This window comes from Streptomyces sp. NPDC057877, assembly GCF_042796855.1.
In the GTDB taxonomy this organism is placed as follows: Bacteria; Actinomycetota; Actinomycetes; order Streptomycetales; family Streptomycetaceae; genus Streptomyces.
Genome location: NZ_JBHVMS010000021.1, coordinates 1 through 23,110 on the forward strand (window position 1 = coordinate 1; position 23,110 = coordinate 23,110).

Annotated in this window: 27 protein-coding genes and 1 pseudogene; 9 read left to right on the top strand and 19 right to left on the bottom strand. The window is 72.9% G+C overall.

Features of this window, described 5'->3' with window-relative positions:
• Nucleotides 1-95: 95 nt before the first annotated feature.
• Nucleotides 96-674 carry an RICIN domain-containing protein gene (locus ACFVQG_RS38235; RefSeq protein ID WP_383393210.1) on the bottom strand — a complete coding sequence of 193 codons (579 nt, stop codon included), beginning with the start codon at nt 672-674 and terminating at the stop codon, nt 96-98.
• Nucleotides 675-715: 41 nt separating this feature from the next.
• Nucleotides 716-1,852 carry a helix-turn-helix domain-containing protein gene (locus ACFVQG_RS38240; protein ID WP_383393212.1) on the bottom strand — a complete coding sequence of 379 codons (1,137 nt, stop codon included), beginning with the start codon at nt 1,850-1,852 and terminating at the stop codon, nt 716-718.
• Nucleotides 1,853-1,995: 143 nt separating this feature from the next.
• Between ACFVQG_RS38240 and ACFVQG_RS38245 the strand changes: the two genes are divergently transcribed.
• Entirely contained in the window at nt 1,996-2,421 is a 426-nt protein-coding gene (locus ACFVQG_RS38245) for a hypothetical protein (protein ID WP_383393215.1), read from the top strand.
• A 390-nt stretch (nt 2,422-2,811) separates the two neighbouring features.
• Nucleotides 2,812-4,506 (top strand): serine/threonine-protein kinase, encoded by a 1,695-nt coding sequence (locus tag ACFVQG_RS38250; RefSeq protein WP_383393217.1) that lies wholly within the window; start codon nt 2,812-2,814, stop codon nt 4,504-4,506.
• A gap of 156 nt (nt 4,507-4,662) precedes the next feature.
• Here ACFVQG_RS38250 and ACFVQG_RS38255 read toward each other — a convergent pair whose 3' ends face one another.
• Nucleotides 4,663-5,184, bottom strand: a complete 522-nt coding sequence (locus ACFVQG_RS38255; RefSeq protein ID WP_383393220.1) for a hypothetical protein — start codon at nt 5,182-5,184, stop codon at nt 4,663-4,665.
• A gap of 391 nt (nt 5,185-5,575) precedes the next feature.
• Here ACFVQG_RS38255 and ACFVQG_RS38260 point away from each other — a divergent pair, with 391 nt between their 5' ends.
• Complete coding sequence (locus ACFVQG_RS38260; protein ID WP_383393223.1) at nt 5,576-5,926, top strand: ANTAR domain-containing protein; 351 nt, start codon at nt 5,576-5,578, stop codon at nt 5,924-5,926.
• A gap of 95 nt (nt 5,927-6,021) precedes the next feature.
• On the opposite strand, the gene ACFVQG_RS38265 is transcribed toward ACFVQG_RS38260, so the two are convergent.
• Nucleotides 6,022-6,978, bottom strand: coding sequence for a helix-turn-helix transcriptional regulator (locus ACFVQG_RS38265; protein WP_383393227.1), 957 nt, complete (start codon nt 6,976-6,978; stop codon nt 6,022-6,024).
• Nucleotides 6,979-7,665: 687 nt separating this feature from the next.
• Between ACFVQG_RS38265 and ACFVQG_RS38270 the strand changes: the two genes are divergently transcribed.
• Nucleotides 7,666-9,606: an SMI1/KNR4 family protein gene (locus ACFVQG_RS38270; protein WP_383393230.1), complete on the top strand. Its 1,941-nt coding sequence runs from the start codon at nt 7,666-7,668 to the stop codon at nt 9,604-9,606.
• 35 nt (nt 9,607-9,641) lie between these two features.
• Here ACFVQG_RS38270 and ACFVQG_RS38275 read toward each other — a convergent pair whose 3' ends face one another.
• The 8 genes from ACFVQG_RS38275 to ACFVQG_RS38310 form a co-directional block, all read right to left on the bottom strand.
• On the bottom strand, nt 9,642-9,905 hold the full coding sequence (locus tag ACFVQG_RS38275; protein WP_383393233.1) for a metal-sensitive transcriptional regulator: 264 nt from the start codon (nt 9,903-9,905) through the stop codon (nt 9,642-9,644).
• Between the two features lie 40 nt (nt 9,906-9,945).
• Entirely contained in the window at nt 9,946-10,314 is a 369-nt protein-coding gene (gene trxA, locus ACFVQG_RS38280) for a thioredoxin (RefSeq protein WP_383393236.1), read from the bottom strand.
• A gap of 684 nt (nt 10,315-10,998) precedes the next feature.
• The gene (locus ACFVQG_RS38285) at nt 10,999-11,859 is read right to left on the bottom strand and encodes a sulfite exporter TauE/SafE family protein (protein WP_383393239.1); all 861 of its coding nucleotides are present in this window, start codon (nt 11,857-11,859) and stop codon (nt 10,999-11,001) included.
• A 5-nt stretch (nt 11,860-11,864) separates the two neighbouring features.
• On the bottom strand, nt 11,865-12,446 hold the full coding sequence (locus ACFVQG_RS38290; RefSeq protein WP_383393242.1) for a rhodanese-like domain-containing protein: 582 nt from the start codon (nt 12,444-12,446) through the stop codon (nt 11,865-11,867).
• Entirely contained in the window at nt 12,443-13,843 is a 1,401-nt protein-coding gene (locus ACFVQG_RS38295) for a rhodanese-like domain-containing protein (protein ID WP_383393244.1), read from the bottom strand. The genes ACFVQG_RS38290 and ACFVQG_RS38295 overlap by 4 nt, the downstream gene beginning before the upstream one ends.
• The gene (locus ACFVQG_RS38300) at nt 13,840-14,196 is read right to left on the bottom strand and encodes a rhodanese-like domain-containing protein (RefSeq protein ID WP_383393247.1); all 357 of its coding nucleotides are present in this window, start codon (nt 14,194-14,196) and stop codon (nt 13,840-13,842) included. Before ACFVQG_RS38300 ends, ACFVQG_RS38295 begins: the two co-directional genes overlap by 4 nt.
• A 167-nt stretch (nt 14,197-14,363) precedes the next feature.
• Nucleotides 14,364-14,675 (bottom strand): hypothetical protein, encoded by a 312-nt coding sequence (locus tag ACFVQG_RS38305; protein ID WP_383393250.1) that lies wholly within the window; start codon nt 14,673-14,675, stop codon nt 14,364-14,366.
• A 134-nt stretch (nt 14,676-14,809) separates the two neighbouring features.
• Nucleotides 14,810-15,547, bottom strand: a complete 738-nt coding sequence (locus tag ACFVQG_RS38310) for a hypothetical protein (protein ID WP_383393253.1) — start codon at nt 15,545-15,547, stop codon at nt 14,810-14,812.
• Nucleotides 15,548-15,623: 76 nt separating this feature from the next.
• On the opposite strand from ACFVQG_RS38310, the gene ACFVQG_RS38315 reads away from it, so the two are divergent.
• The 5 genes and pseudogenes from ACFVQG_RS38315 (at nt 15,624) to ACFVQG_RS38335 (ending at nt 18,538) form a co-directional block, all read left to right on the top strand.
• Complete coding sequence (locus ACFVQG_RS38315; RefSeq protein ID WP_383393256.1) at nt 15,624-16,196, top strand: ArsR/SmtB family transcription factor; 573 nt, start codon at nt 15,624-15,626, stop codon at nt 16,194-16,196.
• A gap of 99 nt (nt 16,197-16,295) precedes the next feature.
• Nucleotides 16,296-17,501 (top strand): cytochrome P450, encoded by a 1,206-nt coding sequence (locus ACFVQG_RS38320; RefSeq protein WP_383393258.1) that lies wholly within the window; start codon nt 16,296-16,298, stop codon nt 17,499-17,501.
• A gap of 278 nt (nt 17,502-17,779) precedes the next feature.
• Nucleotides 17,780-17,836 (top strand): annotated as a pseudogene (locus ACFVQG_RS38325) (hypothetical protein); the annotation flags it as partial.
• Entirely contained in the window at nt 17,824-18,093 is a 270-nt protein-coding gene (locus ACFVQG_RS38330; RefSeq protein WP_383393288.1) for a hypothetical protein, read from the top strand. The pseudogene ACFVQG_RS38325 and the gene ACFVQG_RS38330, both read left to right, overlap by 13 nt.
• The gene (locus ACFVQG_RS38335) at nt 18,083-18,538 is read left to right on the top strand and encodes a type II toxin-antitoxin system VapC family toxin (RefSeq protein ID WP_383393291.1); all 456 of its coding nucleotides are present in this window, start codon (nt 18,083-18,085) and stop codon (nt 18,536-18,538) included. Before ACFVQG_RS38330 ends, ACFVQG_RS38335 begins: the two co-directional genes overlap by 11 nt.
• Nucleotides 18,539-18,608: 70 nt before the next feature.
• On the opposite strand, the gene ACFVQG_RS38340 is transcribed toward ACFVQG_RS38335, so the two are convergent.
• The 7 genes from ACFVQG_RS38340 to ACFVQG_RS38370 form a co-directional block, all read right to left on the bottom strand.
• A complete protein-coding gene (locus ACFVQG_RS38340) occupies nt 18,609-19,457 on the bottom strand; it encodes an esterase/lipase family protein (protein WP_383393261.1) in 849 nt (282 codons plus the stop codon).
• A 155-nt stretch (nt 19,458-19,612) separates the two neighbouring features.
• Nucleotides 19,613-20,350, bottom strand: coding sequence for a hypothetical protein (locus ACFVQG_RS38345; protein WP_383393264.1), 738 nt, complete (start codon nt 20,348-20,350; stop codon nt 19,613-19,615).
• Between the two features lie 222 nt (nt 20,351-20,572).
• Nucleotides 20,573-21,004, bottom strand: coding sequence for a hypothetical protein (locus ACFVQG_RS38350; RefSeq protein ID WP_383393266.1), 432 nt, complete (start codon nt 21,002-21,004; stop codon nt 20,573-20,575).
• Nucleotides 20,988-21,479, bottom strand: coding sequence for an RNA polymerase sigma factor (locus ACFVQG_RS38355; protein WP_383393269.1), 492 nt, complete (start codon nt 21,477-21,479; stop codon nt 20,988-20,990). Before ACFVQG_RS38355 ends, ACFVQG_RS38350 begins: the two co-directional genes overlap by 17 nt.
• A gap of 70 nt (nt 21,480-21,549) precedes the next feature.
• Nucleotides 21,550-22,149: a class F sortase gene (locus ACFVQG_RS38360; protein WP_383393272.1), complete on the bottom strand. Its 600-nt coding sequence runs from the start codon at nt 22,147-22,149 to the stop codon at nt 21,550-21,552.
• The gene (locus ACFVQG_RS38365; protein ID WP_383393274.1) at nt 22,146-22,490 is read right to left on the bottom strand and encodes a sortase-dependent protein; all 345 of its coding nucleotides are present in this window, start codon (nt 22,488-22,490) and stop codon (nt 22,146-22,148) included. The genes ACFVQG_RS38360 and ACFVQG_RS38365 overlap by 4 nt, the downstream gene beginning before the upstream one ends.
• Before the next feature lie 139 nt (nt 22,491-22,629).
• A complete protein-coding gene (locus tag ACFVQG_RS38370; RefSeq protein WP_383393277.1) occupies nt 22,630-22,974 on the bottom strand; it encodes a nuclear transport factor 2 family protein in 345 nt (114 codons plus the stop codon).
• Nucleotides 22,975-23,110: the final 136 nt, after the last annotated feature.

Here is a 23,110-nt window from a genome sequence, read left to right on the forward strand (position 1 = left end):
CACCACACCTGGCCCCAGCCCACCCACACCGGCACTCAAGCAGTCCGCATCCAACGACCCCAACCCGCCGACCCCTAAACGCAACGGCATTGCCTTTAGCTCCAGTAGACGTTCAGGACCCAGTCGGACCACGGTCCGGCCGTGGCGCAGTCCCACATCTGCAGGCGCTGCCACTGCTGTCCGGTGTCGGCCGGGTTCTGTTCCATGCACTTGCCGTTGAAGCGGCTGGCCCAGTCGTACTCCGCCGGGCTGAACCAGCGCTGGTTGCTGCCGCCGTACCACGGGTAGCGGATGACGTTGCCACCGTTGCCCGGTGTGGAGGTGTCGGCGTCGAGGACCTTGCCGTCCAGGTGGGAGGTGAGCGCGGTGTCCGTTCCCCACACGTCCCAGCGCCACCACTGCTGGGGCCAGTACGCGGAGTCCGCGTGGCACTGCCACAGGTAGACGTCCTGACTGTTCGGTTTGGCGTCGACACACATCCCGCTCCAGGTGTTCCTGAAGCGGACGTTGAGCACTTGGTTGGCGCTGGCCCGTGTTCCCGGTGAGGCGGCGTTCTTCAGGTACGTACCCAGCTCGCTGAGCTTGATCGTCCGGTAGCCGGGTACGTCCGCCGGTCCGCCGGGACTGGCGGCCGCCGCGCTCGCCGAGGACAGGGGTAAGAGCGCGGCCACCATGGCACCGGTGAGGGCTGACCATGAACTCCTGGATCTCCGCATCACACCTGGCCCTTCACTCGAGGTCCGTGCCACTCTCCGGCTGGTCGCGTCCGCGAGGCGCACGAATCCGTCGTATGTCCGTCGGGTTCAGAGTCTCGGTCACGGTGCCGGGCCCAGGCTTGGCCACGGGTGCGCAATTCCTTGCCGATGGGCGCGGGCGCAGTGTCCAGGGCGGCTCGTCGCCACTCCCCCGGTGGTGTGCCGTAGGCGGCGGTGAAGGCGCGGCTGAAGGCGGGCGCGCTGTGAAAGCCCCATCGGGCGGCGATCGCGTAGACCGCGGTGTCCCGCAGTGCGGGGTCTTCCAGATCCGCGCGGCAGTGTTCCAGGCGGCGGTGGTGGACCGTGGCGGCGACGGTGCGCTCCCGTGTCCGGAAGAGGGTGTGGAGGGTGCGTACGGAGATGTGGTGGCGGGCGGCGATGGCCCGGGGGGTCAGGGCGGGGTCGGCGAGATGATCGTCGATGAACGCGTCGATGCGGGCCAGCAGCATGCGGGTGCGGGCCTCGGGCGGAAGGCGGTCGTGGGCGTGGAGGCGGTCGGCGAGGCAGGCCACGGCCAGTTCCCACACCGCCGGGCCGAGCCGCTCCCGCTGCCGGTCGGTCATGCCGGGTGCCTCCTCGACCACATGCCGCAGGAACCGGGCGAAGATCGCGGCCGGGCCCCGGTGCGTGGGGAGGGAGCTCGCCAGCAGGTGGTCCATCCGGGAGTCGGCGAAGGGCAGTTCGGTTCTGGGCAGGTGCACCATGATGGCGCGGGAGGTGCCGTCGCTGCCCGCGCGCAGGCCGCGCGCGTCGAAGGGCCGCGAGGTGTGCCACAGTCCCAGGTCGCCGGTGTTCATCACGGTCTCCTCGCGGCCCTGTGCGATCCACGTCTCGCCGCCCATGTTCAGCGTCAGCTCGTACACCTTGGGGTCGGATCTCCTGATCAGGGCGGGAGTCCGCTCGGATCTGATCGCGGGGAACGACAGCGTGGTCACCTGGATGCCGCCCAGTCCCATGGCCCCCACGCCCGCGGAGAAGTCACCGGTGTGCTCGCTGGTGATCCGGGTGGGTGCGACGTCCTGGCTGATCAGTTCGCACCACCAGTCGAAGCGCTGCTCGGGCGGTACGCAACTGCTGTGGAGCGCTGAGAAAGTCACCGGGGCCTCCCCCCGTATAGGCGCCAGTTACGAGTGCTACCCACCCGGCGCCGCACCCGACCTCGGGCGCTTTCCGGGGCGTCGCAGTCACGCCACGCGGTTACCGTCCCCGTGGGACGGCCGGGGCGTGGGAGGGGTGCGGGATGCAGGTGACGTGGGCAGCGACGGCACTGGATTCGGGGCGGTTCACCGCGGTTGAGAGGTGCTCGGACGTCAGGGAGCTGGCGGGCCACTTCAGCGAACTGCGCGCCCGTGGCCAGGGGTACCTGGAAGTCCGTTCGCCGGACGGGGTGTTTCCCCTGCTGGCTCTTGGCTTTCGCGGTCGTCTGGGAGTCATCCATCTGTTTGAGGACGCTGAGACGTCGTCCGTGCTGGTCGGAGACGGCATCGCCGCGGCGGACGCCGTGGTCGAGGTTCCGGTCATGGACGAGCTGGCCTCGTTCGGTGGCACCTTCGTCTGGGCCGTCGATCACGCGTGGAGCCTCCTGCACCACTTCGTCCGGACGGGGGTGCCGGGCGTCCGGACGGGGGTGCCGGGCGGACCAGACTGTGTCCGATGGGTCGTATGACGGCCCTGCTGGGGACACGTTTCAGGGGATACGGCACGTCTCGTGGGCGGCGGAGGCGACCAGCGTCGCCCTGGCCGCGGCCGACGCAGGCCTGCCGCTCGCCCGGTGGCTGCGGACTCTCCGCGTTCACCAGGGCCCGGGGATTGGCCTGCGGCCACCTTCGCGCAGCCGGGATCGTCACCGCCGACGGTCACGTCCGCCGCGTGCCCGCCGACTCGCCGCACCCGAGTGTCATGGCCGTGCCGCAGTCGCCGCGGGCGACGGCATTGGCTCCAGCCGAGTGCCCGCCCGCGGCCTTGTGGCACTGCCCGCCACGGGCCGGGCCCCACGACAACAGCCGCGGACATGCCCCTACTCTGGTGCGGCAGGCGAGGGGGAGGGCAGGAACAGGTGGAAGCGCTGAGACCCACGGATCCCGCTTCGGTCGGCGGCTACCCGCTGCTGGCCCGGCTGGGCGCGGGCGGCATGGGCCAGGTGTATCTGTCACGGACCCCGGCGGGGAGGCCGCTGGCGTTGAAGATGATCCGGCCCGACCTGACGGCCGTAGCGGACTTCGAGCCGCGCTTCGCCCGTGAGATCCGCAACAGCGACCGCGTCCGCTCGCCGTGGGCCGTGTCGGTGGTGGACTTCAGCCAGCCCGGCCAGAGCCCGCACTGGCTGGCCACGGAGTACGTCGCCGCCCCCTCACTGGCCGACTGGGTCGCCGCCCGCGGGCCGCTGCGGCCCGAAACCCTGCAGGTGCTGGCCGCCGAACTCGCCGGTGCCGTGGGCGCGGTGCACGCCTGCGGTCTCACGCACCGGGACATCAAGCCGTCGAACGTGCTGCTGGCGCGCGAGCATCCGATGCTCATCGACTTCGGCATCGCGCGTGCCGCGGACGACTCCCGGCACACCCGAAGCGGCGGCGTCATCGGTTCGCCCGGATACCTCGCGCCCGAGCAGGCGGCCGGGGGAGCCATCACCTCCGCGGTGGATGTCTTCTCGCTGGGCACGGTGCTGGCCTACGCGGCGCTCGGGCGCAGCCCGTTCCAGCATCCGGAGGAGGAGGTCTCCGCGGCGTCCCTCCTGTACCGCATCGTCCATGAGCGTCCCAGCCTCGACGGGATACCGGAGGAACTGCTGAGCACGGTGGCGCGCTGCCTGGCCAAGCAGCCGGAACAGCGCCCGACGGCCGCCGAGCTGAGCACGCTCCTGCGGGACACGACGATGCCCGGCGCCTGGGAGAAGGCCCTGCCGCCGGAACTCAGTGACGAACTGGCGGCTCGCGCGGCGCAGGTGGCGGACCTGTGCGGGGCACCCCGTGCCGACGTCCCGCCGACACCGGCGGCGTCGAACGCCCCGCACCCCGCTCTCCCGGGGTCGGCCGGGCACCTGCCCCTGGTTGGACCGGACGGGACCGGCCTGGCCGCTTCTGCCCACCACAGCCCCACGGCCCCGGCGTATCCGCCTGCCCTGGGCGCGGGCGGAACCGGTCCCCACACGCCTGAGCCCGTCGGGCCGGGCACGCTGGCGTCCGGCGCCCGCTCCTCGCGGAGCTTCTCCTGGCTGATTGCGGCGGTCACGGTCGCGGCCGTGGCCGTCGCTCTCCTGCTGTCCGCGACCGACCGCGGGGATGACGGGACGGACAAGGACACCGGCACCGCTGGCTCCCCGTCCGTCACCCCGAGTGCCGCTGGCCTGGCCGGGAAGTGGGCGGGCGAATGGACCGGCCAAGGACCGGGCAACCCCCGTGCCGACGGCCAGCTCCACCCACCCACCGATTCCTTCCGCGTGACCCTGACCCTGCGTCACGCCGCCCCGGGAGAGATCGCCGGTAAACAGGTCAGCAACGTCACCGAGAAGGGCACCGGGCGGGAAGTGGGCTGCACGGAAGCCCTCGAACTGCGGCAGGTACGGGACGGCACAGCGGTCTTCGAGGCGGTGACCAGCCAGCCGACGGACCGAGCGAACACCACGCTGACCTGTGAGAAGGGGCGCCTGTACGTGGTTCGGCTGACCGACGACGACGTCCTGACGCTCGGCGACGAAGGCGCCCAGTCAGCTGGCGCACCCGCGCAGTTGCGCCGACGGTCCGAAAGCCCCTGAGGCGCGGTGCGGCTCCCAGCGCCGACCGGTCGAGCGTCATGGCCGCCTCCGCGTGCAGCGGGTGACGGGCGACCTGGGCCTTCCCCCCTCAGCGAGCAGCGGTGAACTCGAGGCGACGGCCTCTCTTAACGGCGCCGCGCTCGCGCGGCCGTCTCGTCAGGGACCCTGGCCGTCCGGTCGCTTCCAGGCCTGGAGGTTGTCGCCGCGCCAGCGTCGGCGCTGTTCCTCGGTGGAATGGGTCTCCAGCCAGTGCCAGAGGGCTTCGATGTCGCGGGCCATCTCCGTCGGGGTGGGAACGAGCATGGACCGGAAGGTCCTCTTGTACCACCACGAGAAGGTGTCGCCGAAGAGACGCGGCACGTGTTCCTCACGGACGGCTCCGCATTCGACGGCGATCCACAGTCGCTGGAAGAAGTAGACCACGTGGTGGAGATCGGCCACCCCCGATGGTCCGAGCAGCGCCCGCAGTTCGTGGTAGTCGAGGTCGGGGTGCTGTTCGATCATCTCTCCCGCGGCATGCCGGGCGCGCATCATCTCGGGGCCGTGCAGTTCCCGGTGCAGGTCGAACGTGCTGATGACGCGCCGCTGGTGGTCGGCCGCCCGGCGGGCCAGCACGGCCCCGGTGACGACACCGAGCAGACCTGCGATCACGCCGACGACGGTGTCCACGGTGTCCATGGAGTGCCCCCGCTCGCGTCCGTGGGCCGGTACGAGAGCCGTACCCGGCCGGTGGGGGCCGGACACCGCAGGGGCCGGGCACGTCGGGCAGGTGGTGTCCTGTGGTGGTGTCCTGTGGTGGTTTCCCGGTGTGCTCCCCGCGGCGTCCGTACCGCTTCTTCGCGGCGTCCGTACCGCTTCTTCGCGGCGTCCGTACCGCTTCTTCGCGGAGCCCGTACCGCTTCTTCGCGGAGCCCGTGCGGGTTGCGTACGGGCCGTGGGCGGGGTGGTGCCGCTTTCGTTTTCCGGATCGGGGCGGGGCAAGGTTTTCGTTTTCCGGGGCACTGCGGCTGTCCGGCCGGGGCAGTGTGTGGTGATGGGATACGGCCTCTCAACTGCGAAGACCATGTGTATGCCAGAACAGAGCAACCGGATCGGCGAGGTCGCCGCCCTCGAGAAGGAGATCGAGCAGCTACGGCGCGCCGTCGTCTCGCACGCCGTCATCGACCAGGCGATCGGTGTCGTGGTCGCCTACGGCGGTGTGCGTCCCGACAGCGGCTGGGACATTCTCAGGGAGATCTCCCAGCACACGAACACCAAGCTGCGCGAGGTGGCTGAGCATCTCGTGCAGTGGCCGTCCTGCGAGTGGCTGCCGCCCGGGATCCGCCGGTGTCTGGATGCCGCGCTGGAGCGCCGGAAGCCGTCCGCGGACCGGGGGGATGGCGGTGTGCCGGGTTCCGCGTGCCAGGACCGGGAGAGATAGGCGGGCCGCTCTGCCGGGTGCCGTGTGCCATGGGTGCGCGGCACCCGGTTTGCGCGGCCCGGGGCCGTGCCGTTCCCTGCGGGTGGCGGTGCGGTTCAGCCGCGCAGGGTACGGGAGGGAGTGGTGCCGTAGGCGTCGCGGTAGAGCGCGGCGAAGCGGCCGGTGTGGGCGAAGCCCCAGCGGGCGGCGATGTCGGCGACGGTGACGCCGCCGAGCGGGTCGGCGGCCTGCAGCTCGCGGTGGGCGTGGGCGAGGCGGGCGCGGCGCAGGTAGGCCAGGGGGGTGGTCTGCAGGTGGCGGCGGAAGGCGTACTGCAGGGCGCGGACGGTGACATGGGCCGCGGCGGCGATGTCGGCGACGGTGAGGGGCTGGTCGGCGTGGTCGTCGATGTAGGTGACGGCGCGTCGCACGGTGACCGGGTGGGCGTCGGTGCGGTCCTTGGCGCGGGGGTCGGTGGCGGCGGTGTGGGGGAAGGCGGCCAGGACGCTGGCGGCCAGGAGCTGGCTGCTGGCCGAGGCGACCAGGGGCTGTTCGTAGACGGCCGGGTCGCTGAGCACATGGTCGCGCAGGTGGATGATGGTGTGCTTCAGGTGGCGGGCGGCGGCCGGGGAGTGCGGGCGGTGCCCGGTCAGCCGTACCGGTTCGGACTGCGGCCCGGCGTCGGTGGCGGCCACCTGGTCCAGCAGGCCGGGATCCAGCATGGTGATGTTGTAGCGGGCGGCGTGGACGCGGCCGGCGTAGGACAGTTCGGGCGGGGCGAACATCACCATGTCGCCGGGGCCGAAGGCGTCCTGGACGCCGTGGAAGACGTGGTCCTGGATGGTTCCCTCGTGGACCATGCACAGGCAGATCCTGCCCAGCGGTGTCACGGCGTAGCTCATGTCGAAGTCGAGGTCGATCTCGTCGACGCTGACGGACGCCATGACGTCGCGGCGGATGCGGACCCTGCTGGCCTCGGGGGTGCTGCTGCCGATCCGCATCCGCGCGTAGGCTCGGCTGAGGAAGTCCTCCGTGACGTCCAGATCGTCACTGTCGAACAGCAGCGCACCCATCACCGCATCACCTCTGACAGAACTCGGCCGCCCGGTGCGGCAGGAGACGCCCTCGCCGGGCCCGCACGGACGGCGGCACCTCCCTCGCGGTGCCTTTCCTCGTCTGCCCGTGGTGTGAAGAGTCATTCGCGTGACGTCTTCCTGGGTTGTTGCCGTAAGGGCTGGCGAGGCCAGGGCCGGGGATCTCGCCTCCTGGGACGGCGCAGCGCCGGGCCAGCCGCGGGATCAGCGTTCCCTGGACGACGACGAAGGCCGCGACCGCCATGAAGACGCTCGCGTACGTGGAGCGCCCGTGCGCGGCGTGGCCGGTGGCCGGTGGCCGGTGGCCGGTGGCCGGTGGCCGGTGGCCGGTGGCCGGTGGCCGGTGGCCGGTGGCCGGTGGCCGGTGGCCGGTGGCCAGGGAAGCTGCCCAGCAGGATCGGCACGGCTCCCTTCAGCCCGGCCAGCGCCAAGAACGCCCGCTCGCCGGTGTGCGGGCGCACCGGCAGCAGCATGACGGCGGGCCGTGCGACGATCAGCACCAGCCCCGCCATGGGAGGAACTCGGTGAGCCCCGCGTGTCCCGCACGTCTCGTGGATGCCGTACGGGCGGGTGTGGGCGGCGCGGGCCGGTGCCGGGCCGTCAGGGCCCCTTGCCGGAGGGTGCCGCCGGACCACCGGTGTCAGTGCCGGATGACACCATCCGGGCATGGGTGGCGAGTCTTTCAACTGGCAGGAGTTCCTCGGACGGTGGCAAGAGGAATGGGTTCCCCGCGCGGACGAGGACGAGGACGAGGGCGGCGATGAGGCCGAGGACGGGGAGAGCGGGCGGGCTGTCGTCGGGCCGGGCAGGCCCGGGGCGGACGAGGCGGTGATCGTCGCGGCCGAGGAGCGGCTGGGGCGGCGGCTGCCGCCCTCGTACCGGGCGTTCCTCGCCGTGAGCGACGGGTGGCACGTGGACCAGACGGCCGGGGTGTACCAGCTCGGTGGCGCCGCGGACATCGACTGGTTCCGGGATCCGTTCGGCATGACCCCGCTGTACGAGCAGAACCTGGGGGACAGTCCGCGCGAGCAGGAGGTCCTGCTGGCCGGGATGTGGCAGCGGGCGCTGCGGCTGGAGACGGACTCCGACATGTCCTACGCCCTGCTCGACCCGGGCGACACCGGTCAGGACGGCGAGTGGGCGCTGTACGTCTACAAGGGCTGGGGCGGTGAACTGCCGGACCGCTACCCGTCGTTCCGTGCGTACATGGAGGCGATGTACCGCGGATTCCACTGCGACCGGGTGGAGCGGGACGACTTCGTCAACGCGACCACCCGCGCCCAGGACGCCGCGGTGGACCGGGCCCGTGTGCTGGCCCTGCGCGGCCGGTACGAGGAGGCGCTGGTGCTGCTGGAGGAGGCGTGGTCCTTCGGGCGGCCGGGCAGCGCCGTCCTGCTGAACCAGGTGCGGCATCTGCTGGCTCCGCACAGTTCCCCGGACTACGGCGGCCTGGTGGCCGACCCGCGCTGTCTGCCGGAGATCCTGCCCGTGCAGGCCATGGCACCGGCCCGCGGCGCATGGCGGCTGGGCGGGGACGAGCACTGGCTGGGGATGATGGCCGCCCGCGGGGTTGCCCGGGACAGCGCCGAGTCCGTGCTGCGCGCGATGCGGGACGGCAGCCACCGGTACGCGCCGCCCGGTGCCTGGGGCCGGGCCGTCGCCGAGGCCCGCGAGGCGGCCCGCTGGGGGGCGGGCGACGCCGCGTGGCGGGTGCTGCGGGAGGCCCTGCCGCGGTGGGAGGCGCCCGGGCCCTCGCTGATCGCCCCGGTCGGCCTGCTCGCCGATCCGGTCCTGGGCCCGCTGATCACCCCTGACCGCGGGCGGGACATCCTCGCCACACCGCGGGCCGGGCAGCGGGGGCCCGCTCGCGAGCCGGTACCCGATCTCGACCCGCCGGGCCTCGCCTGGCTGACGGAGCCCGCGGTGAACCGGCGGCGGCTGGACGGATACCGCTGTGTCTGGGTCGAAGGGACCGATCCCGCCCGCCTGCCCGCCCTGATCGGCGAGGAAGGCGCCGCACTGAGCGCGCCCGTGGACCCGTCCCAGGCGTCCCGGCAGGCGCTCCCGCCCCATGAGCGTGAGGGCGTGGAGCTGTGGGAGGACCGGGCCGTGGTCGCTGCTGGCCGCACCGCCGAGGGGTGGGCCTTCGCTTTCGACGGCCACAGCCACCCCCGCCTGAGCACGCTGTTCCGCTCCCCCGCCGCGGCCGCCTCCGCGTCCGGCCGTGCCGTGGTGGTGTGGCGTGAGCCGACTCGCTCGTCCTCGCCGGAGCATCCGGCCGCGTTCCACCTGTCGGTGGCCGAGCGGGGCCAGGAGCTGTACGCGTTCACCGTGCGCGGGGAGCGGATCGAGCGCTCCGGCGCGATGCCCAAGGCCCTGGACCCCCTGCGGCTGTTCCGTCCCGTGGACGGTACGGGGGACGGCGAGCTGGAGCGCGAGCGGCGTGTGCTGCGGGCCCTGCACTTTGAACTCGGGCTCTCGCTGCCCCGCTTCGCGCTGACCGAGGGCAGGCTGCACACCTTCACCACCCGGTCCTGGACGCGGGCGCCACGGGAGGATGAGGGGTTCGCCTACGCCTACGTCAGTTTCGGGCGGCGCGGGTCCTGAAGCCGGGCCGGACGGTCGCGGAGCGGACGCTGTCTTCAGGACAGGGAGAGGAAGAGTTTCTCCATCTTCTGGGTGTCGAGGCTGTCCGCGCCGCCTTCGGTCAGGCACTGCTTGAGGCCGCTGGCGACGATGGCGAAGCCAGCGCGGTCCAGTGCGCGGTTGACCGCGGCGAGCTGGGTGATGACGTCCTCGCAGTCGCGTCCTTCTTCCAGCATGCGTACGACGCCAGCGAGTTGGCCCTGGGCGCGCTTGAGCCGGTTGGCGGCCGACCGCACCTGGTCGGCGGGGAGCTGGACCATGGGATGTTCCTCTCGCAGGGCGGCCGGGGACCGGCCGCGGTCACTTGCCGGGACTCTGGGCGGTGAGGGAGGCGCGCACCTCGTCCATGTCGAGTTCGCGGACGGCGGTGATCACCTGGTCCAGGGCCTGGGGCGGCAGGGCTCCGGGCTGGGAGAAGACCAGGATGCCTTCGCGGAAGGCCATCAGGGTGGGGATCGAGGTGATGTCGGCGGCGGCGGCGAGGGCCTGTTCGGCCTCGGTGTCGACCTTGCCGAAGACGATGTCGGAGTGGGTCTGGGAGGCCTTCTCGTAGACGGGGGCGAACGTCCGGCACGGTCCGCACCAGGCGGCCCAGAAGTCGACGAGGACGATGTCGTTGCCGGTGAGGGTCTCCTCGAAGTCGGCGGCGGTGAGGGCGACGGTGCTCATGGGGCGGTTCCTTCCGTTGCGCTGCAGTGGCGGCGATTTATACCCCCGGGGGTGTTAACGCGGGGGTGGGGCGGCGCATTCCGCCGGGCTCGGTCGCCTGGTCCCGGCCGCGGAGGGGGTTCTGGCCGCCGGTGGTTCGGTGAACCGGGGTGCGGGGCGGACCGTTCCCGGCCGCGCGCTTGGGGCGGTGGGGTGCCGGGCGGCATACCGCGCGCGTGGGCTTGGGTGTGCCGCGGCACCGGCCCGCAGTGCGACGACGTACGGGTCTTCCCGCCGCGCATGGGCGGACGGGCCACGCTCCGGGTCGTGCTGCCGCGGGCGCGGGGCGGATCGCGCTGCCGCGGGCGCGCTCCGGGTCGTGCTGCCGCGGGCGCGGGCCGCGTCGCGCTGCCGCGGGCGCGGGCCGTGGGCTGCCTGCCCGCACGGGTGAGGGGGCGTGGCGGCCGGGCGGAGGCGAGGCGGGGAGCTGTCTGGTCTTGGGGGCAGCGACGCGGCATCCAGCGGCCCGTGCGGGCGGCGGTCGCCGGGGCTCGGGGGGGAACGGGGGGAGGCATCGGTCCTCACCGGGCGGTACTGCCGCGAGGGTCTCGCCGGTTCGTTCACGGTGAACGCGCCGACGAGACCCTCGGTTCTGCGCACGGGGGGCGTGGGCCTGCTCTCGTCCCGGGCCTGCCCGCGGCGCGTCTAGGCTCCGCGTACGGCGCGTCGCAGCGGGCAGCGGGCGACGAAGCCGTAGCAGACGCCCGCTCCGGCGCCCAGTGAGGCGATGGCCGCGAGGACCGGGACAGCGAGGGAGGCGGGGGCCTGCTGGATGAGGACGAAGGTGCCCATGACCAGGACGAACCAGGCGAACAGGCGGGACAGGACGTGCGCGGGGACGCGTCCGGCGAGCCGGGCCCCGGCGAGGCTGCCGACGACCGCGAAGCCGGTGACGGCCAGGGTCAGGGACCAGTTGATGTGGACGGCGGAGAGGTAGCCCGCGAAACCGGCGGCGGACTTCATCGCGATGACCAGCAGTGAGGTGCCCACGGCCACCGGCATGGGCAGGCCGCCCAGCAGGGCGAGCGCCGGGACGACGAGGAAGCCGCCGCCCGCGCCGACCAGGCCGGTGGCCAGGCCGACGGCCGCGCCGTCCAGCAGGACGCGTCCCACCGGGAGCTGGGAGTGGGCCCGGCCCGGGTCGGTGCCCCGGCGGCCCCGGAGCATGGCCGCGGCGGTGACGATCATCATGACCGCGAAGGCGACCAGCAGGACGACGTCGGGGATGTGCCCGCCGATGAGTCCGCCGGTGTAGGCGCCGACCATGCCCGCGGCCCCGAACAGCACGCCGGTGCGCCAGCGGACCCGTCCGCTACGGGCGTGGTTGACCATGCCGACGGCGGAGGTGACGCCGACGACGAACAGGGAGGTGGCGATGGCCTCCTTGGCGTCCATGCCCGCGACGTAGACCAGCAGCGGCACGGTCAGGATCGACCCGCCTCCCCCGAGCAGGCCGAGGGATACGCCGACCAGCAGCGCGAGGACCAGGACGAGCGTCAGCGTCATGGTCCTCACCTGCCGTCGGCGAGCTGGGCGACGGCCTTGCGCGGGTCGAAGGACCGGGTGCGGTTCCACGGCATCCGCGACAGCAGCACGCCCATGGCACAGGTGTTGCTCAGGGCCGCGAAGGCCAGTCCGCCGCCGACGAACGCGGACAGCGCCTGCAGGCCGGGAAGGAAGAAGCTGCCGAGGGCGCCCACCAGGACCAGGGTTCCGGCGGCCAGGCGGACCTGGCGTTCCATGTCCCAGCGTTCCTGGCCGTAGTTGGTGGGGGCGCCGGACTTCTCCCAGGCGGACATGCCGCCCGACAGGACCGCGAGGCCGGGCAGCCCGGCCTCGGCGAGGGCGCGTTCGGCCTGTCCGGCGCGCTGGCCGGAGCGGCACACCAGCACCACGTCGGTGTCCAGGTGCCGGGTCAGTTCCTCGCGGTGCTCGCGCAGGGTGTCCAGCGGGACGTTGTAGGAGCCGGGTATGTGCGCTCCTTCGAACTCGGCGGGGGAACGGACGTCGAGCAGCCGCGGCGGGCTGGCCGAGTCGAGCCGGGCGCGCAGTTCGTCGATGCTCAGGCCGCGGGGGGTGGTGGGGGTGGTCACGCGTTGCTCTCCTGTCGGTGGTCGCGGGGTGCGGGGATGCCGGGGGGAAGGGTGCACAGGCCCGCCTCGTGGGCGTTGTCGAAGCTGTCGTCGACGGCGACGACGTCACGGCCGCGGGCGTGCAGCAGTGCGGCGGCGATCCCGGCGCGGTAGCCGCCCGCGCAGTGCACCCAGATGCGGCCCGCGGGGATCTCGTCGAGGCGGCCCGGTATCTGGTGGATGGGGATGTGCAGTGAGCCGGGGATGTGCGCCTCGGCGCGCTCCTGGTCGCGGCGCACGTCCAGGACGACGAGGCCGTCGTCGCCGGGGGCGGCCTTCAGGTCGGCGAACGTGGCGCGTGGGTAGGAGGCCAGCGGCTCGCCGCCAGCCCAGTCCCCGGGTGTGCCGGTGGCCATGGCGGCCGGGCGGTCGATGCCGATGCGGACCAGCTCGCGCTGGGCCTCGGCCACGTCCGCGGCGCTCTCGCCGAGCAGGGTGAGCGGCGTGCCCCACGGGATCAGCCAGCCCAGGTAGGTGACGAACTGGCCGTCCAGGCCGAAGTTGAGGCTGCCCGCCAGGTGCCCGGCGGCGAAGGCGGTGCGCTCGCGCAGGTCGACCACCCATTCACCGGCCTCGATCCGGCGCCGTAGCTCGGCCGGGTCCGCCACGGACGGCGCGGACAGGTCCGCCTTGCCGGGCCCGGCCGAGTTGGCGGGGCCCATGTGGGCGTAGTAGGCCGGGAAGGCGTCCAGGCCCGCGAGGAGCTGCTCGACGTAGGCCTCCTCGTCGGCGGTGAGCGCGGTGTTGGTGCGCTTCTCCTCGCCGATGGTGCTGGACAGGCCGGTGGCCTGGGTGGCGGAGCAGAACGAGCCGAAGCCGTGGGTGGGGTAGACGGCGGTGTCGTCGGGCAGTTCCCTGGCCAGCCGGTGCGCCGAGTGCCACTGGGCCCGTACCAGGGTGTCGGTGTGGTCCGGTCCCAGCAGGTCGGGGCGTCCGGTGGTGCCGTACAGCAGGGAGCCGCCGGTGAACACCGCGATCTGCTCGCCGTCGGCCTCGAGGGCGTAGGACAGGTGGGTGTGGGTGTGGCCGGGGGTGTGGATCACCCGCACCCGCAGGGTGTCGCCGACCTCGATGACCTGGCCGTCGCGGATCGGGGTGCGCTCGTAGGAGACCTCGTCGTCGGCGTTGACCAGGTACTGGGCGCCCGTCTCGCGGGCCAGGGCGAGGCCGCCGGTGACGTAGTCGTTGTGGATGTGCGTCTCGAACACGTGGGTGATCCGCACTCCGGCGGCCTCGGCCAGCGCGGTGACGCGGTCGTAGTCGCGCTGGGGGTCGACCACCACGGCCACGGAGCCGTCGTGGGCGAGGTAGGTGCGGTCCCCCAGGCCGGGGGTCTCCACGGGCAGAACGGTGATCATCGCGTGTCCTCGGGGGTGGCGGGGGCGGTGGGGGTGCCGGGTGCCTCGCCGGTGACGGCGGGGCGGCCCGCGTCGATCCAGGCGGCGGTGCCGCCGCTGACGCTGTGGGCGTCGTAGCCCAGGCCGCGCAGCAGCGAGGTCGCCTGTGCGCTGCGCCCGCCGCTCTGGCAGATCACGTAGAGCGGGCGGTCCTTGGGCAGTGCGGCGAGGGTCAGGGGGAGGTTGGGCAGCGGCGCCGACCGGGCGCCGGGGACGTGGCCGGTGCGGTACTCGCCGCTGCCCCGGACGTCGACGACGAGGGCGCCTGTGGCGTGGGCCTCGGCGAACCGCTGCTGGTCGATCTCGGGAACCATGCGGGGGACTCCTGTATCACTTACCTTCGTAAATACCCGGGGGGGTATGCCTGGGTCCAACCGTAGCAGGCTCCGGTTTATGCCCCGGGGGGTATCCAGGTGGGATGCGGGTCACCCGCACGGGGGCGCCGCCGCCCGGACCCCCGGGGCGCCGTCGCGGTCCGCCGTCACGGGCGCGGGGAGCCGGGGCGCGCGGCGCGGCGGGGGTGCGGGGGTGTCCGTGTTCCGGCGGCGGGGGGCGAGGGGGCGTGCGGGCCCCGGTGGGCGCGGGCCAGTTCGCGTACGGCTTGGCGCAGTACGAGGTCCAGGACTGCCGGTGAGTCCAGGGGGCCGCTTCCGCCGGGCGGCAGGAGCCAGCACAGGTCCCCGCAGCGGCAGTGCGGGGCGGGAGCGGCGAGCCGCCCGCCCTGGGTACGACGATCAGCTCGCCAGGACGGACTCGTCGAGATCAGTGGGGTCACCAGCGCGGCTGACGCCATGGACCGTAGGGCCGTCGTGAGCGCCGGAACGTGTCAGCCGCGCGGGGAACTTGGCCAGTGGTGCGCGGCCGTGGGCCCCGGCCCGGCGGGGGCAGGGCGGGACGCGGCCGGGGCCGTCGCCCACCGAAGGCGGGCTACGCGTAGTCGCGGATGGCCACGGTGACGTCCATGTCGAAGGCGTTCCTTCCCGCCGGGGACGGCAGGCCCAGGGCCCGGTCGAGGGCGCGGCGCAGGGGGCCGCAGCCGGTGGTGGCCGGGGCGGTGAAGGTGGTGTCCTGGGCGCCGAAGGCGGCGATCAGGGGGTCGCTGGATATCACCCGGGTGGGGTCGGTGTCCTTGAGGACGAGGTGGATCGCGTCCTGGTCGGTGCCCACCGAGCAGTCCGGCGGCAGGGTACGCGGCCCGCGGGTCGTGCCCAGGGCGAACTTGATGGCGAACTCGCCGCGCCGGGTGTCGTCGGACAGGAAGTCCGCGTGGCCGCCGTACTGCGGGGTGAGGGTCAGGGGGGTGTCCGCCACGCGGAGGGGCGCGGCGGTCATCTCCGCGAAGACCTGGCGGAATACGCCGTCCACGCGGCCTTCCGCGAAGGTGATCGTCATGGGCTCGGTGAGCGGCTCGTCGATGGTGCCCATGCGCAGGTGGCCGGTGGCGTGCATGACCTCGCAGCGCCAGGTTCCGGGGTCGGCACCGGCGGGCAGTTCGGCGGCGGTCGGGCAGGCGGTGAAGTCGAAGGCGGGCAGGGGTGCGGCTCCTTCCGTTGCCTGTGCGGGTGTGATGCCCAGGGCGAGCAGGGCGCCTGCGGTGGCGGTGGTGAGGCGGCGGAGGGTGCGGTTCGGGGCCGGGCGGTTGGGGGCCGGGCGGTTCGGGGTCATGCACTCAGCATTACAGAGAATTCTCTGCAGAGGAAGCTCTGCAGAGAAAACGCTGCCTTCTGGGTAGACTGCCGTCATGGCGAAAGAGCGCAGAGGCGAAGCCGCGGAGCGGCGCACCGTCGACAGTCCCGAGGTGCTCAAGGCCCTCTCGCACCCCCTGCGCCTGCGCATCCTGCGCCATCTCGGCGCGGCGGGCCCGGCCACCTCGACCACGCTGGCCGCCGCCCTCGGCGAGAACACCGGGACGCTCAGCTACCACCTGCGCATGCTGGAGCGCAGCGGCCTCATCGAGGACATCCCCGAGCGCTCCACCGGGCGGGAGCGCTGGTGGCGCGGGGTGCGCGGGCTGGACATCCGCCGACCGCCGCAGGGCGAGCTGACGGAGGCCGAGCGTGCCCTGTCGGCCGAGCTGGACCGGATGCGGATGGAGGAGGACGTCGAACTCGCCCGGCAGTTCACCGCCGGGCAGGCGCAGTCCGAGGGGTGGATGCGGGGTTCGCGCAGCCTCACCCACCTGACGAAGGGTGAGCTGGACGCGTTCCACGACGACTATCTGGCCCTGCTCGCGCGCTATGCCCGCGGGCCCGAGGAGGCCCCCGCGGGCGCGCGGCCGGTGCTGCTGCGCTGGTTCGGCCTGCCCGCCGACTGACCGCACGCGGGGGTGCGGTGATGCCGCCTGGCGACCGGCACGGCAACGGAGCACCATGCCCACAGGCCCGCAGAATCAGTCCAGTTAAGGTGGTACCGCATGGCCGTCGTCGATCTGGCCGCGCTCGGTGAGTCCTTCACCCGCGACCCGTACTCCGTCTACGCCCGGTTACGGGCCCAGGGTCCGGTGCACCGGATCCGGATGCCGGAAGGGGGCGCGCAGGCCTGGCTCGTCGTGGGGTACGAGGCCGGTCGGGCCGCTCTGGCGGATCCCCGGCTGTCCAAGGACTGGGGCAAGGCCTCGCCCGCCCTTCCGCTGGGTACGGTCTCCTCTGGCCCGCACATGCTCAGGGCCGACCCGCCGGACCACACCCGGCTGCGCAAGCTGGTCGCCCGTGAGTTCACCGCGCGCCGCGTGGAGGAACTCGCCCCCCGCATCCAGAAGACCGCCGACGCGCTGCTGGACCGGATGCTCGCCGCCCCCGACGGGCGCGCCGACCTCGTCGAGGCGCTGTCCTTCCCGCTGCCGATCTCGGTGATCTGCGAACTCCTCGGCGTCCCCGACCTGGACCGCGCCTCCTTCAGGACCTGGTCCAACGAGGCGCTGGACGCCACCGACCCGGCCGTCCGCAAGGCCGCGGCGGCCTCGATGGCGCGCTACCTGACGGACCTGGTGCACGGCAAACGGCAGCACCCCGGCGACGACCTCCTGAGCGCGCTGATGCACCCCGCGCACGACGACGGCGACCGGCTGTCGGCGGAGGAACTCATCGGGATGGCCTGGCTGCTGCTGGTCGCGGGCCACGAGACCACCGTCAACCTCATCTCCAACGGCGTCCTCGCCCTGCTCACCCACCCCGACCAGCTGGCCGCGCTGCGCGCCGACCCCTCGCTCATCGACGGCGCGGTGGAGGAGATACTGCGCTACGACGGCCCCGTGGAAACCCCCACCTACCGGTTCACCACCGAGCCGGTGACCATCGGCGGCACGGTCATCCCCGGGGGCGGCGAACTCGTCCTCGTCGCACTGGCCGACGCCAACCGCGACCCCGCGCGCTTCGCCGCGCCCGGCCGCTTCGACATCTCCCGCGACGCCCGCGGCCATGTCGCCTTCGGCCACGGCATCCACTACTGCCTGGGCGCGCCGCTGGCCCGCCTCGAAGCGCGCATCGCCCTGGGCACCCTCCTCGGCCGCTGCCCCGGGCTGGCCCTGGACATCCATCCGGCGGCGATCACCTGGCGGTCGGGAATGATGATCCGCGGCCCGCGGAGCCTGCCCGTGCGCCTCGGCCTGATAGGCAAGTGAGCACTTGCCTATGCCGGGGTGGTGGCCGACGACCTCTACGAAGCCCTGGCCGACCCCACCCGCCGCCTGATCCAGATCGCGACCAAGCCCCGGTAAGCGGCCACCGGTCCCCCGCCGCGCTCAGCTGTCGGCGGCCGTGGAGCCGCCCGAGACTCGAAGGACCGGCCCGGGACGGCGACGGCGCGGCGAGCACACGGGGCCCCGGCCAGGGAGATCCCAGGGGGTGACCGGGGGGCCGTCCCAGGGCCACCGGCCGCCCGCTGATCGTCTACCACTTCATGTACGGCAAGCGGCAGACCGGCCCCTGCCCGGTGTGCACGATGTGGATCGACGGCTTCAACGGCATCGCCCACCACCTCGCCCGCAACGCCGACTTCGCCATCGCCGCGGCCGCCGACCCGCCCACCCCGGCCTGGCCGACGACATCGACGACCGCGGCATCGACATCCTGGCACGCCGTCGGCGCCGCTTCGTCCCGCGCGGCGAGTTCGCCGCCATGTCCCGCGCCGCTCCCGACATCTCCCTGGACGCCTTCCGTGCCGACCAGGACGCCGCCGCCGAGCAGGAGACGGACGACCCCTATGCCCGTTGAGCACCAGGGACTCCTCGACACCGACATCATGATCCTGCGCAAGTGGATCAACCCCGGGGAACTCCCCGCCGAGATGGCCATCACCGCCATCACCCTGGCCGAACTCTCCGCGGGCCCCCACCATGTGCGCGGCAACGCCGAACAGGACGACTACGACGAGCACGCCGAACGTGCCCGCCGCACCGACATCCTCCAGCGTGCCGAGAACGAGTTCGACCCCATCCCCTTCGGGACGGAAGCCGCCCGCATTTACGGCCGCGTCCGCGCCGCCGTCATCGGGGCGGGCCGCCAGCCGCGCCGCCGCATCGCGGACTTGATGATCGCTTCCATCGCCATCGCCGAGGGCCTCCCCCTCTTCACCACCAACCCGGACGGCTTCAAGGGTCTCGACGACCTGCTCACCGTCGCCCCCGTCACCCGCCCCGAAGTGCCCCACGGCCGGTAGAGGCAAGCGGGCAGGCGCGGCCACCCCCGAAAGGTGGCCGCGCCTGCCCGTGGCATGGGGGAAAGGGAGGTCAGGTCGCGGAGTGGAAGATCATCGCCAGGCGTGCCTGTTCCACCGGGGAGACGCGGTTGACCCAGCTGGACCAGGTGGAGTGCTTGATCCTGCTCTTGTACGTCCCGGAGCGGATGGTCCTGAGTTCGTTGTGGCTGATTCCGTCGTCGTACTGGACTTCGTGCTCCGCGGTGCCCGCGATGCCGGAGGACTCGGAGACGATGCCGTCGTCGAAGGAGGAGACGGTGGTCCAGTCGGTGCCCATGCGGGAGTTCGGCATGGTGCTCGGGAGGCTGTCGAGGAAGGCGCTGCTCGGCTTCATGTCCGCGCACTGCTGCCAGAGCCCGCTGCACGTACTGCCCCAGGTGGTTCCGCCGTGCGGGGTGCCCAGGGTGGCGACGTCCTCGATGTAGACGTACGGCGGGAAGCCCGAGGTGCCCCGGGCGGTGTGGTAGAGCGCGGCTCGCACGACGAGACCGCCCATGGAGTGGGCGACGACGTCGAGCTTGATGTTCCGCCTCGAGTAGTTGTTGTAGGCGTAGTTCGCGAACGCCTTGGCCACGGTCTTGAGGGACGTGTCACGGCTGCCGTTGTACTTGTACGAGCAGTTCGTGTTGCCCGAGTAGTAGCCGAAGGTGAGGAGGTTGCCGCTCCATCCCTTGTTCGCGAAGTGGGTACGGGCGGAGCGGAAGTAGTCGGCGCAGTCGTGCTTGCCGGTCGGGGCGAACCCGTGGACGAAGATGACCCGGTTGCCGGATCCGTTCGACCGGCTCGGCGCCGCGCTCGCCGGTGTGATGGTGAGCAGGGTGACGGCGGCTGCCAGCGCCGCGGACAGGAGCAGCGTGAGCCGTCTGTACGTTTTCTGCATGTGTGGTCCCCGTGTGTGTGGTGGAGTTCCGTGCGCCAGGAAAGACGTGTTCTTCTGGCGGACGACGGGACCGTAGCCCGGCCCGGCCACGGGGTGTGCCGGTCGTTCACCCCACACGGTGCTCCGCCTGGTCCGCCGTCGACTGCCCTGGCGGGTCACAGGGAGTGGGACCGTCCCTGGGCCCGTTGCACCTTGGCCACCTGGCGGGCGATGAGGTCCTTCGCCACTACCGGCATGAGCCTCTCCTTGTGCCGCCGCGGCAAGGAACTGCCGAAGTGGCTGTCGCCTTTGAAGAGGGCGATGACCTCACCGGTGCGTACCAGGACGTACGAGGCGTGGCTTTCCGTGCCGCGGCGGGAGGAGTAGGACATGTGCACGCTGATCGCTTCGTCGCCTGCCGCGACCGGCTTCGCGGCGGTGAGTTCGGCCGGCACCCGCTCGCCGTACCCCGACTCGAACTCCATGGACTCGCAGTGCGGCAGCGAGTTCCTCACCATGGTGAACACTTGCTCGGCCCGCCCCGGGGGGTAGCTGGTCATCGTCAGGTACACCTCGGTCGCGAACTCCTCCGGCAGGATGAGGTTCGCGCGGGTGTAGCCCTCGGCCCGGTCCGCGTAGCCCCGGGCCAGCACCTCCAGCACGTTCCCGCACGCGAACGGCAGGGCGAAGACGTTCGCCTGGTCCTCCGCCTCCGCCAGCGTCTCGTCCAGGAGAAGGACGTTGTACTCCGGTGCTTCGGCCTCGGTCAGTCTGGCGGCCTCCAACTCGGCCTGGCTGAGCGCGCGAGCCACGGAAGGGGAAGGGGAAGCGGCCGACTCGGTCACCGCCGCGGTGCCGGGCGGGGTGCCGGTGCCGGACGAGCAGCCCGTCATCAGCACAGCGGCAGCGAGCAATGAGCCGACCCCTGCCCCGCGTCGGCGTGCCTCGCGCAACCCCACTGGTTCCTCCCCCGGTTCGGCCGCAGCGCGCGGCTGGCGACAAGTGCGCCAGGTTATGAGGGTGTTGGGAAGGGTCAGTGAACAGCGGATGATCAGAGCCTGAACGTGATCACGTGTGCACCGGCACGCGCGCGGCGGCGCGGGAGACGAGGGGGCCCTTGCGTCGGCCGGGACGGGTCAGGTGTTGCTCGTGCGCCCGGCACCGGCCGGGTTCCGTGTTGTCGCCGAGGGCTCGGTCGGCGACGGCGACGGTGACGCGGCGGGGCCGGAGGCGGGCGGGCTGGTGGGGCGGCCGGTACGGGGTGCGAGGGTGGGGGTGGGGGTGGGCAGGGTGGGTGCGGTGCTGGTGGGTGGCGGGGCGAGGGGGGCGGGCGGGTGGTCGGGGGTGCCGGTGGCCGCCGGGCGCAGGGGCAGGGCGATGAGGGTGGCGGCGGCGCACGTCACGGCGGTGACCACGGCCGCGCGCAGCAGTCTGCGGTGGGCCGCCCGGCGGCGGATCGCCGTGTAGCGGCCGGGCGGGGGGCCCAGGTACTGGGCGGGGGGCCGCAGGATGACCGCGAGGGGATCGTCGGGCGCGAAGTCCGGGTCCTCGTCAGAGTGAGTGATCAAGGCTTCTCCTCAGGTGGGCACGGAGCAGCTCGCGGGCCGCGTGCAGGTCGGCCTTGACGGTTCCTTCCCTGCGTCCGGTCAGGGCGGCCACCTCCCGGATCGGCATGTCAGCGTAGTAGTGCAGCAGGATCGGCACGCGCAGCCGTTCCGGCAGGCTCTGCACGAGCAGCCGTACCGAGGGGTCGGCCTGTTCGGGCGGCGGGCTCAGGGAGGCTTCCGTGGTGGCCCGGTGCAGGGCGCGGCGTTCCCGCTCCAGCTTGCGCCAGTGGTCCCGCACGAGGTTGGCCGCGGTGACGTAGAGGAAGCCCCGCGGTTCCGAGACGGTGCTCCAGCGGGCCCACAGCCGGGTGAACGCCTCGGAGGCGATCTCGTGGGCCGTCTCGTCGTCGTCGACCAGGCGGCGGCACCAGCCGGCCAGGCGCGGGTAGAGGGCGGCGAACAGCTCGGACGCTGCCTTGTCGCGGGACCGTTTCAACGTTCTCCATGGTCGTGATGGTGCTGGTGACCAGCAGCGGGCCCCCGGGGTGCCGGGCCTGGCGGGTGGTTCAGGTGCCGGGGGTGGTGGGGTGTGACGCCGCGAAGACGATCACGTTGTCCGGGTATCCGTCGCTGGTGCGGGGGCCGCCGCAGGTGATGAGCCGCAGCTCCGGCCTGTCGACGTTCCCGTACACCTCCTCGGCGGGGAAGGCGGCCTTCGCGGTGGTGCGGACCGAGGTGACGGTGAACACCACCGCTTCGCCGCTGGCCAGGCGTGCCACGACGCGGGCGCCGCGGCGCAGCCGGGACAGGTGCCGGAAGACCCCGTCCCCGTAGGGGCCGACCGTGACATGGCCGAGGATCACCGACGGGCCCGTCCGTCCCGGCGTCGGGGAGTGCTCGTACCAGCCCGCCCGGTCGTGTGCCGTGACCGGGGGCACCTGCACGGTGTTGTCCGGGGCGAGTCCCAGCCGTATGACGGGGGTGTCGACGCCGATCGCCGGGATCTGGAGGCGGACCGGGGCCGAAGCCGCCGGGGTGCGCGGCGGCTTCGTGGCGGGCCGTGCGGTGCCCGCTCGGGTGTGCCGCTCGGCCGGGGGGCCGCCGCAGGCGGTGAGCAGGGCGGCCAGGGCCGCGGTGGTGCAGGCGCGCCGGGAGGGCGCGGTCATGCCCCGGTCGCCCGGCGGCGGCGCAGGAGGAGGGCCGTGCCGCCGGACAGGACGACGGCAGCGGCGGCGCCGGACCCGATCAGCGCGCCGTTGCCGGGTGAGCCGGACGCGGTCGGTGTCACGCCGGTGTCGGGTGCTCCGCTGGGTACGACGGACACCTGCGGCCGGGTCGGTTCGGCGGAGGGGACGGGGCTGGCGGTGGCGGCGGGGGCGCGGGTGGGGACCGCGGTGGGGCTGGCGGGGGCCGGGGTGGGGCTCGCGCCGTCGGCGGACGCGGGCATCGCGCTTGCCAGGACGGCGGTGCAGCCAAGGGCCAGGGCGGTCAGCGCGGTTCGGCGCATCGGTCGTTCTCCTTCGTCGGTCCGGCCGCCTGGTGGGCGCGGCGGGCTGTGGGACGGATCGAGGGGAGAGACGAGTCACCGCAGGGGTGCGTTGTAAAGGGTGGGCAAAGTCATGTGGGGCGGGGGGTGTGCGGCCGGTTCACGCCTTGCCGCCGAAGAAGACGCGTACCTCCCGGATGAGGCCGTCCCGCACGGTGATCGCCTCGACGTTGCGGTACCGGCCGCCCGTCGCGAGTTCGTACTCGTAGTAGGCGAAGACGAGTTCGCCGTCCGCGGGGGTGAGGCGCAGCAAGCGGTGCTGCGTGAACCGGTCGGCGGTGGGGAAGCACCGTTCGAAGAAGGCGGCCTTGCCGATGTGGTCGTCCCGGGGGCTGGTGAAGGTGAAGTCGGCGGCGTAGAGGGGCAGGGCCGCCGCGCGGTCCTGTGACCGGTAGCAGCGGAACGCCGCCTCGACGACGTGTGCCGTGGTGCCGTCCTCGTCCATGGGATCTCCGGGCTCGGGTGGGGGGTCGGTCGAGGCCGCCTCGGGATGCGCGAGCGGTGTCGTCGGCAAGTATCGCCGCCGCGGTGCCCTCCGGCAGGTGAGCGACGCGGGAGCAGCCGGGTGTACGGCCGCCCCG